At 35.9% G+C, this 17,849-nt stretch carries 17 protein-coding genes; 1 reads left to right on the forward strand and 16 read right to left on the reverse strand.

Annotated features, from left to right (window positions below; genetic code table 11):
• Nucleotides 1-8: 8 nt before the first annotated feature.
• Nucleotides 9-422 carry an NUDIX hydrolase gene (locus tag VK90_RS06790; RefSeq protein ID WP_048371463.1) on the reverse strand — a complete coding sequence of 138 codons (414 nt, stop codon included), beginning with the start codon at nucleotides 420-422 and terminating at the stop codon, nucleotides 9-11.
• A gap of 142 nt (nucleotides 423-564) precedes the next feature.
• Between VK90_RS06790 and VK90_RS06795 the strand changes: the two genes are divergently transcribed.
• On the forward strand, nucleotides 565-765 hold the full coding sequence (locus tag VK90_RS06795; RefSeq protein ID WP_048371465.1) for a DUF3903 domain-containing protein: 201 nt from the start codon (nucleotides 565-567) through the stop codon (nucleotides 763-765).
• 321 nt (nucleotides 766-1,086) lie between these two features.
• On the opposite strand, the gene VK90_RS06800 is transcribed toward VK90_RS06795, so the two are convergent.
• The 15 genes from VK90_RS06800 to VK90_RS06870 form a co-directional block, all read right to left on the reverse strand.
• Nucleotides 1,087-1,839, reverse strand: coding sequence for a sulfite exporter TauE/SafE family protein (locus VK90_RS06800; RefSeq protein WP_025148027.1), 753 nt, complete (start codon nucleotides 1,837-1,839; stop codon nucleotides 1,087-1,089).
• A 108-nt stretch (nucleotides 1,840-1,947) separates the two neighbouring features.
• A complete protein-coding gene (locus VK90_RS06805) occupies nucleotides 1,948-2,094 on the reverse strand; it encodes a BC1881 family protein (RefSeq protein ID WP_002172944.1) in 147 nt (48 codons plus the stop codon).
• Nucleotides 2,095-2,262: 168 nt separating this feature from the next.
• Nucleotides 2,263-3,990 (reverse strand): S-layer homology domain-containing protein, encoded by a 1,728-nt coding sequence (locus VK90_RS06810; RefSeq protein WP_048371467.1) that lies wholly within the window; start codon nucleotides 3,988-3,990, stop codon nucleotides 2,263-2,265.
• 220 nt (nucleotides 3,991-4,210) lie between these two features.
• The gene (locus VK90_RS06815; protein WP_048371469.1) at nucleotides 4,211-4,780 is read right to left on the reverse strand and encodes a hypothetical protein; all 570 of its coding nucleotides are present in this window, start codon (nucleotides 4,778-4,780) and stop codon (nucleotides 4,211-4,213) included.
• A gap of 173 nt (nucleotides 4,781-4,953) precedes the next feature.
• Nucleotides 4,954-5,988, reverse strand: a complete 1,035-nt coding sequence (locus tag VK90_RS06820; RefSeq protein ID WP_048371471.1) for a nuclease-related domain-containing protein — start codon at nucleotides 5,986-5,988, stop codon at nucleotides 4,954-4,956.
• A gap of 218 nt (nucleotides 5,989-6,206) precedes the next feature.
• On the reverse strand, nucleotides 6,207-7,253 hold the full coding sequence (locus VK90_RS06825) for a GH25 family lysozyme (RefSeq protein WP_048371473.1): 1,047 nt from the start codon (nucleotides 7,251-7,253) through the stop codon (nucleotides 6,207-6,209).
• Nucleotides 7,254-7,405: 152 nt separating this feature from the next.
• Nucleotides 7,406-9,169: an ABC transporter ATP-binding protein gene (locus VK90_RS06830; RefSeq protein WP_048371474.1), complete on the reverse strand. Its 1,764-nt coding sequence runs from the start codon at nucleotides 9,167-9,169 to the stop codon at nucleotides 7,406-7,408.
• Nucleotides 9,169-10,920 carry an ABC transporter transmembrane domain-containing protein gene (locus VK90_RS06835; RefSeq protein WP_048371476.1) on the reverse strand — a complete coding sequence of 584 codons (1,752 nt, stop codon included), beginning with the start codon at nucleotides 10,918-10,920 and terminating at the stop codon, nucleotides 9,169-9,171. Before VK90_RS06835 ends, VK90_RS06830 begins: the two co-directional genes overlap by 1 nt.
• Nucleotides 10,921-11,044: 124 nt before the next feature.
• Nucleotides 11,045-11,266: a YneF family protein gene (locus VK90_RS06840; RefSeq protein WP_002172951.1), complete on the reverse strand. Its 222-nt coding sequence runs from the start codon at nucleotides 11,264-11,266 to the stop codon at nucleotides 11,045-11,047.
• A gap of 78 nt (nucleotides 11,267-11,344) precedes the next feature.
• On the reverse strand, nucleotides 11,345-11,785 hold the full coding sequence (gene sirA, locus VK90_RS06845; RefSeq protein ID WP_048371478.1) for a sporulation inhibitor of replication protein SirA: 441 nt from the start codon (nucleotides 11,783-11,785) through the stop codon (nucleotides 11,345-11,347).
• 156 nt (nucleotides 11,786-11,941) lie between these two features.
• Nucleotides 11,942-13,942 carry a transketolase gene (tkt, locus tag VK90_RS06850; protein WP_048371480.1) on the reverse strand — a complete coding sequence of 667 codons (2,001 nt, stop codon included), beginning with the start codon at nucleotides 13,940-13,942 and terminating at the stop codon, nucleotides 11,942-11,944.
• Between the two features lie 324 nt (nucleotides 13,943-14,266).
• Complete coding sequence (gene phnE, locus VK90_RS06855) at nucleotides 14,267-15,070, reverse strand: phosphonate ABC transporter, permease protein PhnE (RefSeq protein WP_048371482.1); 804 nt, start codon at nucleotides 15,068-15,070, stop codon at nucleotides 14,267-14,269.
• On the reverse strand, nucleotides 15,070-15,864 hold the full coding sequence (phnE, locus tag VK90_RS06860) for a phosphonate ABC transporter, permease protein PhnE (protein WP_048371483.1): 795 nt from the start codon (nucleotides 15,862-15,864) through the stop codon (nucleotides 15,070-15,072). Before phnE (VK90_RS06860) ends, phnE (VK90_RS06855) begins: the two co-directional genes overlap by 1 nt.
• Complete coding sequence (gene phnC / locus VK90_RS06865; RefSeq protein ID WP_048371485.1) at nucleotides 15,861-16,634, reverse strand: phosphonate ABC transporter ATP-binding protein; 774 nt, start codon at nucleotides 16,632-16,634, stop codon at nucleotides 15,861-15,863. The genes phnE (VK90_RS06860) and phnC overlap by 4 nt, the downstream gene beginning before the upstream one ends.
• 116 nt (nucleotides 16,635-16,750) lie before the next feature.
• Nucleotides 16,751-17,689, reverse strand: coding sequence for a phosphate/phosphite/phosphonate ABC transporter substrate-binding protein (locus VK90_RS06870; RefSeq protein ID WP_048371488.1), 939 nt, complete (start codon nucleotides 17,687-17,689; stop codon nucleotides 16,751-16,753).
• Nucleotides 17,690-17,849 lie beyond the last annotated feature (160 nt).

A 17,849-nucleotide genomic window follows, 5' to 3' on the forward strand; every position in this document is an offset into this window, starting at 1 on the left:
GCAAGTGTTTAAACACTTGCTTTTTCATTTATGTATTTATTTAAAAGCTCTTGATCCTCTGGAAAAGATAAAGGTAATTCTTTCACTTCATCTATTCCTTTCCAATCTATTTCATGTATTAACTCATCGGGGTCTTGTATTTTCATGTTACCGCCTATTAACTTTACAATATAGTAATGCACATGAACTGGTACCCCATATGTTACCCCTTTCTTTTCGCATAGTTTTTCTATAATTTCCACTTCATACCCCGTTTCTTCCCATACTTCACGAACACAACACTCTTCAAGTGTTTCTCCCTCTTCTTGTCCCCCGCTTGGCACAGTCCATCGTTTCTCTTCATCTACTTTTCCTTGTAGTACCATTAAAAATTCATTCTTTTCATTCATACATATAGCTGCCGTACCAATCCATCTTTTCATCCCATCTCCCCCCATACTAAATTTCGATCTTTCTTTATATTTATCCTTGAAAAAAAGAGGAAAAAAGTAAAAAGATGACGAAAGATTACATCAACTTCATGAGCAGTCCCTTCTTAGAAATTCAATATGGAAGGATGAAAGTATGATTTCTAAATATGTTGTGGAGTGTGTCTTTTGTGAAGAAAATCGAAAACCTCGGCAAGCCATTGTCACAGTGCCCGCCACTTCTCAGCTACTGGCAATTCAAAAGGTAAGAGCTGAGTGCAAACGCCGCTTTGGAAAAACTTTATTATTACAAACAGAGATTAAAGAAGAATTACTTATTGAACCAAAAGAAAGCTGACCATAAATTGGTCAGCTTTCATCCGATCATATTTTCACATGAAGATTAGGGGCATCCTCTTTAAGGATCGGGATTTTTCCATTATGTGCGTTCCATAATGGTCATCGAACAATATATTTCTATACAATAAACTATTGAATAGAATAGGGCAAAACTTGTTCGCATTTTTAGAAAAGGGATAGGGATATAATTCAAGTAATACTTCGAATACTCGAACTTTACACTCATTATATTAAAGCAAATCCTTTTATATGGGAAATATGAATTACTTACATAATTCATTCGTAAAACATATTAATAGTTTTCTATATATACTTCTCACTAGACTAACAACATACACCCAGCTAATATCGGTGTCATAATCATCGAAAACCTTAGTAGCACGCGAGGTGCATAATTTGTAAACTTAGCTCCTATATATGCTCCTAACATTGTCCCAATTAAAACTTGTACTAATAATACATAATCTAAATACCCTTCCGAACTATATCCAAATCCCCCTCCAATTGCGATTGGTAATATAACAAGCATTGTCGTCCCTACAGATTGCCGAATCGTTAAACCTAATAGAACCATTAATCCGAGTTGGATAAAGGGTGCTGAGCCAATCCCAAATGAACCAGCTAACATTCCAGTAACCAGTCCGAGACATATACATTTAATCAAGTTATCATTCGAAAGTTCTTTATGCCCTTTTAAAGACGACTGCTCCCTGTTTTGAAACATAATCAAACGAATAAACATAAAAATTGCAGATAAAAATAACATCCCCGCTGTAAACCAGTGTAGAAGATTCGCTGGTATTAGCGAACCAAACTTTGAACCAATAAAGGAACCAATTGCTCCGAATCCCCCAACAATCCCGCCTATTACAAGCACAACATTCCCTTCTCGGTAATGACTTACTACTCCGGATAATGTCGTAAATGCCATAGCAGTTAAAGATGTTGCAAGCGCAACATGAATAGGGATATGGAATACTAAAGTAAGTATCGCGATGATAAATCCTGCTCCTCCCGCTCCAACAAATCCTAATAAAACACCCATTAATAACATCGTTGTAATAATTGCCACATAATCCCCCTCCAGTACCCCAATTATCTAATATATCCTCTCTTTCATACAAATAAAAAGCATCCTAAACGGATGCTCTTACTACTTTTCTTTATTGATAATATGTACTTAATCTTGATTAATTAAAATAACAGCTGGACCAGAGACAACTACTCCTGCCACTTCTATCTTTTCAAATTCATTCACTGTAATAGATATAACCCCTTCTCTTTCCATCAATTCCTTACTCAGGACATCAGTCGGTATCTTTTTCACCGTCTTACCTCCTTTTCATTTTATACAATATTACAAAAAACTACCCAATGCATCTAAATATATGCATCACCTCCGCTTTCATTCCTTATTCCAGTCAAAATTCACATCCCCTTTCTATAACATATTGAAAAATAAAAAAGCACTCGCTAAAGCGAATGCCTTTCTATATTATTTACTCTCTATTACTTTTAGCATTCTATTAATAAATGCTGCCGATTCTCCACGTGTTGCGGAACCTTTCGGCATAAACTCATTGTTCTCATTTCCTTTTACAATTCCAAGCCCATAAACACGTTGAACAGCTTGCTTATCATACGCTAAATTTTGATCCGTGAATGGTAATTGAACTAAATTACCCTTAATATTTTTGTATTGTAACGCTCGATCAATCATAATGACAGCTTCATCACGTTTAATCGTATCATTCGGTGCAAATAGGTCATTTCCTCGTCCACTTATAATCCCAGCACTAGCTGCACGATTAATACCATCTACTAGCGATGGATGCGCTGTGTTTAAATCTTTGAAATTCGATTTCCCCTCTGGTAATTGTAATGATCTTGAAACTAAATTCGCAAATTCCCCGCGTGTTACAAGACGCTCAGGCCAATAAGAACCATTTCCATCTCCAACCATAATACCTCTTTTATTTAATTCACGAATATCAGCTTCATACCAACCGCCTGTAATATCATCTTTATGATTTGCATCATAGTAAGCTTTTGTTCCCTGTAAGAATGGTTCCCATGCATTATTCTTTATCATAATAGCCGGACAATTTTTCCCGCTCCAAAATTGATGTTTTTTCACATTTTCTAAAGGAATATTTAATTCCCCCATTAAATAAGCCGCTAGTTTGCGAGCATTTTCCACAGCTTTATTATAATCACCATCTTGGTTGACAGCAATTTCAATAGCAATTGATTCTCTATTACCAGTTCCTTCTGCTCCATCTCCAGCATGCCAGCCATTTTCATTTAATGGTAGATGTTGATAAATTTCTTTATCATCTACTGTAAAATGCCAAGATGCCGAACGATCAGTCGTTCCTGTTGCTTGACTGTATAAATATTGTGCATGGTTTCTAGCATTTGCTCCAACACTATAATTATCTGTCTCATGAATTGTAATGTATTTTGGTTTCATCGCATAGCCTGGACGAATATTTTCATTTCCTGTCGGTACAATCATTTCCTTTAATGGTACACCGTAAATATCCGTTGTTTTCTCTGCTGATGGTGCTGCATACATAACTGCTTCACTTTTCTTACGAGTTGGGGTTGTGCTTTGAATAAGAGATGCTTTTGTACCCTCAAATTTTGCTGAAGGTGAATAGATCCATTTCACCTCATTATCTATTTGGACTTGGAACCACTCTCCAGCTTGTCCAATAGCAATAATTGTTTGCGGCTGTAATACTTTCTCTTCTTTATATGAATTGAATGGTGCGGAATATGTAGCTGTTTCTTCATTAATTACTAACTGTTCGTTTGATAAGTGATAAATTCCCTTAACCTCTACATTTCCTTCACTATTTTGTATCCAGCCAGCTCCAGATGATGTTTCAACATAGTAAGCGTTTCCTTTTCGTTTCTCAGCTTTCACTACTTGATTTGAAATCTGAACACCTGTCGCTTTTTGTAAATCAGCAGAATCATATAAAGGTGTTGAACTTATTATATGTACAAGAAAATCTCCTTGCGCTTCATTTGTTATTCCTTTGTCCTCTCCACGCCCATCTTCATCTTTCATATGGGTTTCAATACTTTTTAAAGCTTGCTCGTCAGTTGAAATTGTTACGGTCTTTTCTACTGTGTCAGCATAGGAAGAACTTGGAATCGTTACCAAACTAAATACAATTGATGCAGCTAAAACATTATAAAATCCTTTTTTCATACTAATTATTTAACACGCTTATATCAAAATTCGTGTTAACTTCCCTCCCTAATCTAAAAATTTAATCCTATCTAGTAAACTTCTAAACTAGATAGCCATATACAATATAACAAACTCTACCCCATTCGTATAGATAGGAATGACTACTATTTGCCTACTTTTTCTATATTGGAATATAGAAAAGAAGCTATAAAATGTATAGCTTCTTCCTCTCACTATTTCAATCTCGTTGCACCTTATAGTCTATAACCCTACCATCTCTATCGAATTGCAACACAAGACATTCACTATCTATAGAAATGAAACCACGTTCATTCCCAAGATAATACAAAGTAGTAATTCCCTCTTCCAAACCTCTTGTTTCCGTAGGGGCCCCCAACAATTTTATAATTTCATCATTGGATTTTCCTATCAATTTATACTGCTGTAATAGGTCATCTACCATATGTACCCGTTTTTCTTCATAATTTAACCACCGATTCTGATTAAAGTTTGAAGTATATTCATTTATACTTAATTGTACAGTGCACACTATTAATGGAATGAGACCCACCATCATTACTGTGAACAGTTGTTTCTTATCTTTATTACGCCTTTCCGAAACATGTAAGATAGACTTTTGAATAATAACTAATAAAATAAACGGTATTCCTACTACCAAAACACTCATTACGCTCAATGACACATGAACCATATTAATAACGATAATAAACGCAATGTACATTAATATATACAAACAAAAATAAATGTACAATATCCCCCACAATATAGAACTTTTACCTTTCTTCACCCAGCACACCTACTTTATCCCACTATTTAAGCTCAGTATGACTCACACCTCAAAATTCGGCCGTACAGCAAAGAAATTAAGTGGAAATTAGTTTGCCCGTAAAAGCCCCATTGGTATAACTAATTGTCAGCGTAGGATGGATACCCTCACTGACTAAAATCTCACTTTACTTTTCACTTCGTAACATAATTCATCTGGCCAATTATATCTCTAATCTTTTGTAGTTCTTGTGCTGTATATATTACTTTACCTGTTAAAATTTCATTTCTGAAAAACGTTACAATTTGCTCTCTATCTTTTAATCTCGGCAATTTTTCATTAGAAAGGTCAATAACTTCTTTGCCACTCTCATTTTCAAAATATACAACCGGTTTCACTTTTTCCTTTACAATATCTACTTGTATTCCTTCCAAATAATTATATACAGTTTGAGCTAATTTTTTCGCTTTATATGCTGGATTCCCTTCATTTCTTACTTGCAAAGTTAATGAAGTTCCATCCGTAATAAATTCAAATGTCTCTTCTTTTTCAATTTCATATTGATACTTGCCGATTTCATCAATCATAAATGAATATATACCCGCATTTTCTCTCGTTAAGCCATGGATTAATTTCCCTGTCCATTCTTTCGTCTCAATTAGATAAATGCCAGTTTTGCATAAGATGAGGTGATGGATTCGATTATCGTTTATTTCACGTTTATCTCTATATTTATTACTTCTCATAAAAACGTTCGGCATAATATGAAACTCATCTTCTAGTATGATTCCTTGTTCAACAAAACCTCGTTTCATATAATGTAATGTTTCATGTGTATTCACTTCAGCACTATTTTTGGCATACTCTCGTAAATCTGCAATTAAATTTTGAAACATATGTAGTTCATTACTATGCCTATCTTGCATTTCACTGCGTTCTTTACTATGTTGAACAGCTAGCTGATTTTTCATCATACGCATATTTTCAAGTTCTCTAGCTGTACTCACTTGTAAATCATTATATTTTTTCTGTTCCATATTCTTTAAAGTACTTTGTTGTTCTTTATGCTCTGTAATCGTAGCTGCAATTTCACTTTCATACGTTTCAATCGCTTGTTTCTTTTCAAATTCTACTTGCTGACTCTCTGATTCTAACTGTTTATTTTTATAAAACAGTACAAACACTGCAGCTAATAATATTAAAATTCCACCTATTAGCACATACTCCATGTTTTTTCTCCTTTATTTCATTTCCGATTATTTTTATAAATATATCGATTATATTATACTATGCTTTTAATATACACTTTATAAAAATTATATTTTTTTATAAAAAGGCACCTCAAGTAAGATACCTTTTTATAGTAAGACTGCTGGTAAAAACCAATTGGTACTGGTCAATTGTCCAATATTCAGTGTGGAGAATCCTCATCAATTAAGGTTTCACTTTATTGCACACCATATTGAATATAACTTGAATCATAGTATACCCATTGATTTGTCCCTAAGCAAAGCCATCCATCTTGCTTACTCCATACTCGATATGATTCACCATGATGTAACTGTCTTATAACATTCCCGTTTAATGACGGAGCGTCTCGCAGATTCACATTATCGCCAGTAATAGTTGCCACATAATGTTTATACTGAATATAACTTGAATCATTATATACCCACTGATTTGTCCCTAAGCCGAGCCATCCATCTTGTTCTCCCCAAACTTCATATGATTCACCACGATTCAATTGGCGAATTACACTAGACTGTAAAGATGGTCCACTTCGCAAATTTACATTATCTCCATTAATTACAGCAACTCCGTATACTGGAGTTGCATTATTAGGTTGAGAAACATTACCTCCACCACTTGCTCCATTTCCTTGTAAAGCTTCTAATGAAACAGCTGCTGATACATCACAATTTCCTACACCTGAAATTTGACCAGAACCTGTGTACTGCCATGCTGTCCACTCTGTCCATCCACCAGCATCAGCAGGCGGTGTACTAGAATATCTGGAAATCCAAAGTGGAATGTCACTTAACCCGTTAATTCCGAATTCATTAATATACCAAACTCCTGTATATAACATTACATTTTTCCCAGTAGCTTGTTTCACATAATTTACGAAACTTCTTACCCAATTCGATATAGTCGCACCCGTTAAACTACTATTGCTAGAATTCGTTGGCGATTCTAAATCTAAAACAGGAATTAAGTCCGTCTGATTACTCTGTAATATATTCACAAAATATTTCGCTTCTGAAATTGCATCATTTTTTTCTGGGTGCGCAAAATGATATGCACCGATTAATACTTTCGCATTTCTCGCAGCTTGTACATTTTGAACGAAAGTAGGGTCAATATAGTTCACACCTTCCGTCGCTTTTGCGTACGCCGCTGGAATGCCAGATGACTTTACAGCATTCCAATCAATGTTTCCCTCCCAATGAGACACATCAATAAACGTAATATTTGAACTGGATCTATTTTGCATATAAAAGCTCCTATCAAATTTTTTTATTCCGTATATAATATGTACAACTTCAGTTATAGGACACGACGTATAAGAAAAAAGTGGCATCGAAACTACACCGTCCACCAGAAACTCCATTAATACACTTTTAATACCTCAAAAAAGCCTTGTAATTACAAGGCCTTTTGTAAACTCCCTTTATTTTGTAGTAAGTACATATTGTAGTAAAGTCCTTGTTTACTAAGTAACTCTTGATGTGTTCCTCTTTCTATGATTTCCCCTTCATGCATAACAAATATTTGATCCGCATCTTGGATTGTAGACAATCTGTGTGCAATCGCTATCGTTGTTCTACCTTTTCGCATTTGCTGTAATGCCGTTTGGATAGCCTCTTCAGTTTCTGTATCAATATTTGCCGTCGCTTCATCTAATACTAATACTTTCGGATTGGTTGCTATCGTTCTAGCAAAAGCAATTAATTGCCTTTGACCACTAGAAAATGCAGCTCCTCTTTCGACTACCTCTGTATCATACTGCTCTGGTAATTTTTCAATAAACGTATTCGCTTGCACAAATCGTGCTGCTTCTTCTATCTCTTCATCCGTAATTTCTTCATTATACATACGAATATTTTGCTTTACATTTCCCGCAAATAAAAATGCATCTTGTAACACAAGACCAATTTTCTTCCGAATTTCTTGTTCTCCAAACTTCTCTAAATCGACTCCGTCTATTACAATATTCCCTGATTTAATATTGTAAAACCTCATTAATAAATTCATAATTGTACTCTTACCACTACCAGTGTGTCCAACGAAAGCAATCGTTTGCCCTGGCTTTACGTGAAAAGATACATTTTTTAATACGTCACGCTTCCCATCATATGAAAAGGTAACATCTTTAAATTGAATTTCTCCTTTATCTACTCGTGGATTCTCACTCCCCATTTGAACAGGAGCTAAATCTTTATCATCCATTAAATGAAATACACGCGATGATGAAACGAGCGCTTGCTGGAAGAAAGACAATTTCATCATCATTTCATTTACGGGCTGGAAGAAACGGTGAATATAGTTAACGAAAGCATATAAAACTCCTACTTCAACAGGACTCTTTAAAGCGTCGATTCCAAATAACCCAAGAACTAACGCAATTGCTACAATATGAACAAGATCTGTTGCTGGACGTAAAAGTAATGCATCTAATTTTAATGTACGGCGTCCAGCACTATAATGCTTGTTGTTTACTTCTTCAAACTCTTTTCTCATCCGCTTTTCTTGTCGGAATACTTGAACAATATTCATCCCCTGGATGGACTCATTTAACTTTGCATTTAATATACTTAGTTGATTACGTACCTCTAAATAAAAAGCTGCACTTTTCCGGCGATACAGCACCATAATCGTAAACATAATTGGAATTAATATGAGAGAAAATAGCGCTAATTTTACATCTAATAAAAACATCGCTACTAAAATCCCTACTAAAAAGACTACATTTTTCACGAATGTTGATAGTACACTAACATAAAAATCCTTAATCGCTTCCGTATCATTCGTTATGCGAGATACGAGCGTACCAATCGGCGTACGATCAAAAAAACTTAATGACAACTTTTGAACGTGTTCATACACTTCAACTCGCATATCCTGAACAATCTTAAAAGCGATATTTTGAAAGTACAATAGGTCTAAATAAGTAAATAACACTTTTAATAAGTGAGCAATAATATACACTACAAATAGAGTAACAAGTGCCGATTGTTCAAAGTTGCGTGGTACTAAGTGTTCATCAAGAAATTGTTTAATCAAAAAAGGACCCATCATTTCAGTTACAGTTGCACCAACTAGAAATATAAATGCTAGCGATAATAACCCTTTATATGGCCTCATATAAGAAAGCAATCGCCTTAAATCACTCCGCTTTTTCTCAGCCATCATACGCCTCCTTTCTCTACCAACGCCTCTAACTGCTGGCTTTCGTACATTTCTTTATACCAACCATTTTCGTTCATTAGCTGCTCATGTGTTCCTCGCTGCACAACCATACCTTCATCAATAACAAGAATAAGATTTGCATGCTGAATCGCACTTAAACGGTGCGCAGTAATAATTGTCGTTTTTTCTGCTCTTTCCCGTTTCAATGCAGTTAAAATCGTTTCTTCTGTTTTTGCATCTACAGCCGATAAACAATCATCTAAAATTAAAATTTCAGCATTCGTTAATAACGCACGCGCAATGGAGATTCGCTGTTTTTGGCCTCCTGATAGCGAAACCCCTCTTTCACCTACTACCGTGTCATATCCTTCTGGAAATTGAATAATATCATTATGAATACAAGCAATCTCAGCAGCACGGGTAATTTCTTTATATGTAGCATCAGCCTTTCCAAACGCAATGTTCTCCCCAATACTCGCTGAAAATAAAAAATGATCTTGCGGCACATATGAAATTGCAGAGCGTACACCGTGAAGTGTTAAATCTCGAATATCCCGCTCACCAACTTTTAATTCACCATTAAAATGGTCATACTCACGAATTAAACATTTTAACAACGTCGTCTTCCCTGCACCAGTACGTCCTACAATTCCTAACGTTTCACCTTTTCTTAAGTTAAAATAAATATCTTTTAAGTTTAATAGTTCATTTTTCTTATAAGAAAACGAATCAACAGCGAATGAAACATCACCACTTGCTATAGTATGTATAGCATTTTCCCTATTCACTACATCTGAAGTTTGTGAAAGTATTTTCTCCACACGATCATATGAAGCGCGTCCACGCTCCATAATATTAAACAACCACCCAAAGGCTAACATTGGCCATACAAGAGTCCCTAGGTATGTTGTAAATGTTACTAGTTCCCCTACAGTTAATTCGCCCCGTACTACTAATAGTGATCCGTAACAAACTGCGATTAAAAACGAAAACCCGACAATAAGTGCAATCGTTGGGTCGAATAACGAGTCAATACGTGCGACTAACATATTTTTATGTACGACATCTTCCGATTTCTTCCGAAACGCTTGTAAATCCTCTTTCTCTTGTCCGAGCGAGCGAATTACCTTCATCCCACTCATACTTTCTTGTACTTTATCATTGATTTCAGAAAACGATTGCTGCGCTTTATGAAATCTTCTATGCAATAAAGTTCCATAATAATTTGTAGAAATCGCTACAATTGGCATCGGAATTAAACTTAACAAGGTCAACTTCCAACTAATTGTAAACCCCATCGCTACGAGTACACATCCTCCAACTGCTAATGAGTCAACAAGTGTTAAAACACCCGATCCAGCAGTTTGCTGAATCGCCTGAATATCATTGGTCGCATGTGCCATCAAATCACCCGTACGACGTGATTGATAGAAAGTTGGGCTCATCTTTGTAAAATGTTCATATAAATTTTTTCGTAATTGACGGGCTAGTTTTAACGATGATCCGAATATCATAATTCGCCATAAGTAGCGTAATATGTACATCGTAATGCCTACAACTACTAGCAGAATGACCCATTTCAACAATTTTTCAGATGTTAATGTTCCATTATTAATTTCATCTACTATAATCCCTAGTACTTTGGGGGCTACAAGTTCAAGAAGCGCGACACCAAATAACATAATAATTCCGATTATGTACGCTCGTTTTTCTTGTTTAAAAAACCAACCTAAATTTAAAAACACTTTCATATTTATCCTCCTCCCTTAAAATGAGCGATGTTTTCAGTTTAACAAAAATACAGAATTTTTAAAAGTTTTAAACACTTTCAAGATTCAAAAGGAAAGGGCACTCGGTAAGAGTGCCCTTTAGCGCTTATTTTGTTTGTTGCTTGTTCATCGCGCTCATCATTTGATTGATTTTCTTTTGGGAAGGTTTTTGTCCCATTTGCATCATCATCATTTTTAACATTTGTTCGTTAATTGGTGGATTTTTTTGTAAGTAATTCATCATGTATTTGCGTGCAATGAAAAATCCTAATGCCACGCCTGCTACTAGTGCTACTACGCCCACTAGAACACCTAACCAAATTGACATATATTTTCCTCCTTCATGTTGTCTACCTTACAGTGTACTAAAACCATTTCAATAAGACAAGATACTATTCGACATTTTTTACACATATGTCCGTACTTGTTTGAGAGGATTTAACCAACCATACTTTTTATTCTCATAATCCATCGCTAAAAATGTTAACTCACACTTTCTAAGCACCTCAAAGAAAGTTGTTTCCATGGATACATTTCCAGAAGTATTCATTCGAATATATTGTGATTTTACCATTATTTCACCATATTCCGCTCCCGTATAAAGTGTATGCGCGTGATGTGTTCTTTCATATTTACCAAGAACACGCAAGGCTTGTTCCAATTTATGATGAATTTTCATTACTTGTAACGGCATTGTAATATACATCATTTGCTTATATAACACTTTTTTCTCCGAAAGGGACCCAGATTCTGAAAATCGAGCAAATAAATCAAAAAATAAATATTCACGACCAAAGTAAGCTTTCGCAATATCCTCTTGAATTAAATACAATTCATACGTTTTCATTTTTTCCCTCCCGATCTGGACAACCTTTTCCCTACATTATATAAAAGAAAATTTGCAATGATTGTCTGACTACGGAGAGAGAAAAAACTTTTTCTGTCGAAAAAACTCAATTACATAGAAAAATCTCTCCATGCTGGAGAGATTTTTCTAAAATCATTAAAGCATTTCTTTTACTTTACGAACAACGTTCTCTACAGTAAATCCATACTCTTCCATAATCTTCTCACCAGGAGCAGAAGCACCGAATGTATCGATACCTAGTACATCTCCATCAAGACCTACGTAACGGTGCCATCCGATTGTAGCACCCATTTCAATTGCGAAACGTTTCGTTACTGCTTTTGGTAATACAGATTCTTTGTACTCAGCAGTTTGAGCTTCAAAGCGATCCATAGATGGCATACTAACAACAGCTGCATCAACGCCGTCTGCTGCTAGAGCTTTTTGCGCTTCGATTGCTAAGCTTACTTCAGATCCAGTTGCAATTAAGATTACATCAGCAGTTTCTTTCTTACTTGCAGAAACTACATATGCACCTTTTGCCACTTTTTCATAAGTATCGTCTTTTGCGCCTTCTAATGTTGGAAGATCTTGACGAGTTAACACTAATGCAGTTGGTGTTTTTGTAGATTCTAGAGCTAATCTCCAAGCTGCAACAGATTCGTTACCGTCAGCTGGACGAATAACAGAAACATTTGGCATTGCACGAAGTGCTGCTAATTGTTCGATTGGTTCATGTGTTGGACCATCTTCACCAACAGCGATACTGTCATGTGTGAATACATACGTTACAGGCAATTGCATTAATGCTGCAAGGCGAATTGCTGGACGTAAGTAATCAGAGAATACGAAGAACGTACCACCGTAAGTTTTTAAACCGCCATGTAGTGCAATACCGTTCATTGCTGCACCCATCGCAAACTCACGAACACCGTACCAAATGTTTTTGCCGCTGTAATCAGCTCTTGTGAAGTCTTTTTCGTTATTCATGTATGTTTTGTTAGAACCAGCAAGGTCAGCAGATCCACCGAAGAATGATGGTACAGACTCTGCAATAGCATTAATTACAGTACCTGAAGAATTACGTGTTGCTGCTTTTGATCCTAATTCATAAGTTGGTAAGTTTTGCTCCCAACCTTCTGGAAGAAGACCATTCATTGCTGCTTGCAACTCGTTTGCTAATTCTGGATATGCTTGTGCATATTCACCTAACATTGTGTTCCACTCAGCTTGTGCAGTTTCACCAACATCTTGTACTGTTTTACGGAAGTTGTCATATACTTCTTCTGATACATGGAAATCTTGTTCAGCAGTCCAAGCATATGCTTCTTTCGTTAATTTTGTTTCGTCTACACCAAGTGGAGAACCGTGTGAAGCTGATTTTCCTGATTTGTTTGGAGAACCGAAACCAATTGTCGTTCTTACTTCAATTAGCGTTGGGCGTTTTTCGTCAGCTTTCGCTTCTTCAATTGCTTTTGCGATTGCTTCAATATCGTTTCCATCCTCAACACGGATTACTTGCCAACCGTATGCTTTGTAACGATCTTCTACACTTTCAGAGAATGAACGATTTAAATCGCCATCTAAAGAAATGTCATTAGAATCGTATAACACTACAAGACGACCTAATCCTAAGTGTGCAGCTAATGAAGATGCTTCAGCAGAAACGCCTTCCATTAAATCGCCGTCACCGCAAATAGCGTACGTAAAATGATCAACTACATTGTACGCATCACGGTTATATTTTGCTGCTAAATGTCTTTCAGCCATCGCCATACCAACAGCAGTTGCAATACCTTGTCCAAGTGGACCAGTTGTTGCGTCTACACCTGCTGTGTGACCATACTCAGGATGTCCTGGAGTTTTGCTTCCCCATTGACGGAAGTTCTTTAAATCATCCATCGTTACATCGTAACCAGATAGGTGAAGTAGGCTGTATAATAACATTGAACCATGACCTGCAGATAATACGAAACGATCACGGTTAAACCACGTTGGGTTATTTGGATTGTGTTTCATAAATTGAGTCCATAATGTATAAGCCATTGGTGCTGCACCCATTGGCATTCCTGGGTGACCAGAGTTTGCTTTTTCAATCGCATCAATGGATAATGTGCGAATCGTGTTGATAGAAAGTTGTTCGATTGAATGTGACATGCTATTCTTCCCTTCGCTTATATTAGTAAACGTTTTATACATTTATATGATAGCTTCCCACGCAAGATTATACAACATGTATCGACAAATATGTTGATGTTTTTTTGATTTTTTATAAAAAAATCAATGATTCCGGCAATGTATGGGCATTCAATATGACATACTTTTTCAATGTTTTTATTTTAGGAAGAAAGAGAATTATCTGTATTTTTATACAAAACACTACATCCACAAATGTGAAATATACCCGTGTTATTAAATACTATCCAAATTATTTCTCTTATTATGCAAAAAAGCACCTTGTGTGGGTGCTTCAAAAAACACTTATACGATTCTCTTTCGAATCGAACTCGAAATAAAATCAATAATAATTACCATCAAAATAATACCTAGTAAAATAATACCTACACGAGACCAATTTCGTGAGCTTAGTGCAAAAATTAAGGGTGTACCAATTCCGCCTGCTCCAATAACTCCTAAAATTGAAGCGGAGCGTACATTAATTTCAAACCTATATAACGTATATGACAAGAAATCCGGTAATACTTGTGGTAATACTGCATGCCAAAGTATTTGAAGACGATTCGCTCCTGTTGCAATCAACGCTTCCGTCGGCCCTTTATCTATATTTTCAATCCCTTCCGAATACAGTTTCCCTAACATTCCAATAGAATGCAGTCCTAAAGCTAATACACCCGCAAAAGAACCTGGACCAACAGCCTTTATAAATAATAGTGCCATAACTAACTCCGGAAATGTACGAATAAAACTTAGTACAAATTTCCCTGTTCCAGAAGTCACTTTTTCCGTACTCATATTTGTTGCTGCCCAAAATGCAAATGGGACAGATAAAAATGCTGATATAAATGTACCTAATATTGCGATTGCTAACGTATCAATTAAACCATGCAATAAGTCTTCGCCATCCGGTAATGACACGTACGACCAATCTGGATGTAACACCCCTGTCATGATCGCTTTTGTAATTTCGCCAGCTGTATCCTTTATTCCTTCTAGCGGTACTCCGGAAAATGCCCATATATAGAGAACTGCAAGTGCAATAAAAATAATCCAACGATATAAACTCGGTTTCCTTGGTTTCGGTACCACCATCTTCGGTTCACTCATCATAATTTCTCCCGTAACAATGTACTTATATAATCAATTCCCAATACAACAACGAGTGTATAAATAATAATAGAAGCAGTTTGTTGATATTGTAAAAACCCAAGCGTTCGATCATAATATAATCCAATTCCGCCTGCTCCAACTAACCCTAAAACAGCGGCTGCACGTACATTCACCTCAAATGTATACAGAACATAAGAAACGAAGTGTGCCTTCACCTGCGGGATTACTGCATATACAATCCACTGCACCTTATTTGCTCCTACAGCGGTCATTGCTTCTAATGGACCTGGATCAATCGATTCGATTGATTCATATAATAACTTCGCAACAAGCCCAATAGAGAAAAAAGTAAGCGCCAAAATACCTGGAAGTGGTCCAATTCCAAAAATCGCTACAAAAATAGCTGCTAATAATAAATCTGGTATCGTTCGAATTAAATTTAAAACGAATCGAGCCGGACCATATAAAGCCATATTTGAAAACACATTATTCGCCGCGAATAATGCAAGAGGAATAGCTAAAATGGCACCTAAAGTCGTTCCAATAATAGCCATACGAATTGTGTCTAATATCGCCATTGTAATTACCTGAAAATAGCCCCAATCTGGTGGTACCATCTCCTTCAGCAAATCCATCATATTTGGAAAGCCAGTTACAAGTTTCGAAAATGATGCATCTACCTGTACACTGCTACTCCACAATAATAAAATGATAATAGCAGCAGTTAACATATGCTTCAGTTTACTAGGGGGTTTCGGTATCGTTTTCGAATGTATAGTCACATCATTCATTTGACTGCCACCTCTAACAATTCACTGTTCTGAATGGAGTTCCCATAAATCTCAGCAAATTTTTCATCTGTTGCCTCTACTACAGGTCCATTAAATACAATTTCACCTGCATGTAACCCAATAATGCGCGTCGCATACTCTCTAGCCAAATCAATAGAATGTAAGTTTACAATCATTGTAATTCCAAAATCTTGATTAATTTTCTTTAAATCATCCATTACCTGCTTCGTAGTAAGCGGATCTAAAGAAGCGACTGGCTCATCAGCTAAAATAATTTTTGCCTCTTGCGCAAGTGCCCTTGCAATTGATACACGTTGCTGTTGTCCTCCTGATAACTCATCAGCCCGCGTATATGCTTTCTCTAAGATGTTCACTCGTCCCAAGGCTTGAAAAGCAAGCTCTACATCTTCTTTAGGAAATAGCCCGAGCGTTGTACGTAATGTAGAATGATATCCAACACGTCCGGCTAATACATTTTTTAAAACAGTAGATCTCTTCACAAGATTGAAACTTTGAAAAATCATACCAATGTCTCGTCGCATACGTCGTAACTCTTTTCCTTTCGCAACAGTAATAGATTCTCCATCAATAATAATTTCTCCACCTGTAATTTCATGAAGTCGATTAATCGATCTGAGAAGTGTTGATTTTCCAGCCCCAGATAACCCTACCATAACGACAAACTCGCCTTTTTGAATTTCCATATTAATATTATTCAATCCTTTTGTACCGTTCGGATAAACTTTGGAAACATTTCGAAACTCAATCACGCCTTTTACCTACTTTCTACTTAATAATAAAAATCGAAAAACGGCCCACTAACTGAAAACACACACAATTCCAGTTAGTCGCCATTTTCACTGAACCTGTAAAATATCCGTATGTATTATTGCGTTTTTACTTTCTTTCCATAATCACGAACGATATCAAATTTACTATCATCAGATCTAATATATCCTTCATGCGAATATACTTCTTTAATAATTTTTTGTCCCTCTTCACTCTTTCCAATTTCGATAAATGCGTCTTGTAATTTTTTACTCCATTCAGCATCTAAGTCGGAGCGTACAGAAATAGTATCGTTAGGAATCTTTTCTGTGAATTTCACAATTTTTGTTTGATCAAACACATTAGGATAGTCTTTTTTTACAATATTACGAGCATCTTGGAATACAACCGCAGCATCTACATCCCCATTCAATAGAGCGATAATAGATTGATCATGACCTTTTAATGTAACAGGTTTCACATCTTTTAATGGATCTATCCCTTCTTTCAGCAATAAAGCTGCAGGCCACACATATCCTGCTGAAGATGTTACATCTTGATACCCGATTTTTTTACCTTTTAAATCTTTCACACTATTAATGTTAGAATCTTTCTTTACAACAAACTCAGACTTATAATAATCTACCAAGTCTTTTGTTGGAGCTCCTGTTGCATCATCTACTCCAAATCGTTGTGCTTGTAAAATTACATTTGCGGCCTTTTTTTCATGCGCTAATACATATGCCGTTGGAGGCAAGAAACCTACATCTACTTGTTTTGATGCCATCGCTTCTACAATCGTATTGTAATTCGTCGAAATACTAACTTTTACAGGGATATTCAGCTTATCACTTAACAGTTTTTCTAGTGGCTTTGCTTTTGCTTCTAACGTATCAGCATTTTGCGATGGAACAAATTGAACATTTAAAGTCTTTGGTACATAGCCTTTTTTCGTATCTTCACTTTTATTTGCACTTGATTCCTTCGCCCCACAACCACTTAATAATCCCGCCGCTAATACAACCGATGTACCCATTGCAAAAACTTTTTTCAACATGTTAAAGCCTCCATTTTCCTTGTTATAAATTTACTTTTTGTAAACACGTAGAAATATATCACATATTTTCCCATACAATTATTTATTTACAGAATTTTTACACATTCTAAACATTCCAATCAAACTTCATTTCACATATCTGATATGATTAATCGTAAGA

The organism is Bacillus sp. LK2, assembly GCF_001043575.1.
GTDB lineage: Bacteria > Bacillota > Bacilli > Bacillales > Bacillaceae_G > Bacillus_A > Bacillus_A paramycoides.

Bases quoted from the DNA above. Each gene is read 5' to 3' on its own strand.
- phnE (WP_048371483.1), bottom strand. From the start codon at position 15,864: ATGAATGATGTGACTATACATTCGAAAACGATACCGAAACCCCCTAGT.
- VK90_RS06830 (WP_048371474.1), bottom strand. From the start codon at position 9,169: ATGGCTGAGAAAAAGCGGAGTGATTTAAGGCGATTGCTTTCTTATATG.
- VK90_RS06810 (WP_048371467.1), bottom strand. From the start codon at position 3,990: ATGAAAAAAGGATTTTATAATGTTTTAGCTGCATCAATTGTATTTAGT.
- VK90_RS06835 (WP_048371476.1), bottom strand. From the start codon at position 10,920: ATGAAAGTGTTTTTAAATTTAGGTTGGTTTTTTAAACAAGAAAAACGA.
- tkt (WP_048371480.1), bottom strand. From the start codon at position 13,942: ATGTCACATTCAATCGAACAACTTTCTATCAACACGATTCGCACATTA.
- VK90_RS06870 (WP_048371488.1), bottom strand. From the start codon at position 17,689: ATGTTGAAAAAAGTTTTTGCAATGGGTACATCGGTTGTATTAGCGGCG.
- VK90_RS06825 (WP_048371473.1), bottom strand. From the start codon at position 7,253: ATGCAAAATAGATCCAGTTCAAATATTACGTTTATTGATGTGTCTCAT.
- VK90_RS06790 (WP_048371463.1), bottom strand. From the start codon at position 422: ATGAAAAGATGGATTGGTACGGCAGCTATATGTATGAATGAAAAGAAT.
- VK90_RS06795 (WP_048371465.1), top strand. From the start codon at position 565: ATGATTTCTAAATATGTTGTGGAGTGTGTCTTTTGTGAAGAAAATCGA.
- phnE (WP_048371482.1), bottom strand. From the start codon at position 15,070: ATGAGTGAACCGAAGATGGTGGTACCGAAACCAAGGAAACCGAGTTTA.
- VK90_RS06820 (WP_048371471.1), bottom strand. From the start codon at position 5,988: ATGGAGTATGTGCTAATAGGTGGAATTTTAATATTATTAGCTGCAGTG.
- VK90_RS06840 (WP_002172951.1), bottom strand. From the start codon at position 11,266: ATGTCAATTTGGTTAGGTGTTCTAGTGGGCGTAGTAGCACTAGTAGCA.
- sirA (WP_048371478.1), bottom strand. From the start codon at position 11,785: ATGAAAACGTATGAATTGTATTTAATTCAAGAGGATATTGCGAAAGCT.